This is a genomic window from Micromonospora fiedleri, from assembly GCF_016774385.1.
Lineage (GTDB): Bacteria > Actinomycetota > Actinomycetes > Mycobacteriales > Micromonosporaceae > Micromonospora > Micromonospora gifhornensis.
In genome coordinates this window covers 1-484 of sequence record NZ_JAETXL010000046.1, presented here as the reverse complement: position 1 = coordinate 484, position 484 = coordinate 1, and the positions used below count along the sequence as shown (strand labels likewise).

Annotated in this window: 1 protein-coding gene; it reads left to right on the top strand. The window is 69.0% G+C overall.

Translation table 11 applies throughout. The annotated features are described in order from the left end of the window. Positions 1 to 484: HAMP domain-containing protein (locus JMF97_RS30565; RefSeq protein WP_203224671.1), on the top strand; the 484-nt coding region annotated here is incomplete at both ends.

The window sequence follows — 484 nt, the reverse complement described above, 5'->3', positions numbered from 1 at the left end:
CGATCGCCCAGGTGGCGACGGGGGGTGCCGAGGCCGACCTGAGCCCGAAGATCACGGTGAGCGCCCGGAGCGAGGTCGCCGAAGTGGCCGAGACCATGGACTCGCTCACCGATACCCTGCGGCTCTTCGCCGAGCAGGTGACCCGGGTGGCCCGTGAGGTGGGCAGCGAGGGCAAGCTGGGCGGCCAGGCCGAGGTGCCCAACGTCGCCGGCACCTGGAAGGACCTGACCGACAGCGTCAACTCGATGGCGTCCAACCTGACCGCCCATGTGCGCAACATCGCCCAGGTGTCGACGGCGGTCGCCCGAGGTGACCTGTCGCAGAAGATCACCGTGGCGGCGCAGGGCGAGATCCTCGAACTCAAGGACACCGTCAACACGATGCTGGATCAGTTGTCGTCGTTCGCCGACGAGGTCACCCGGGTCGCTCGCGAGGTGGGTACCGAGGGCAAGCTCGGCGGTCAGGCCCAGGTACGCGGGGTCTC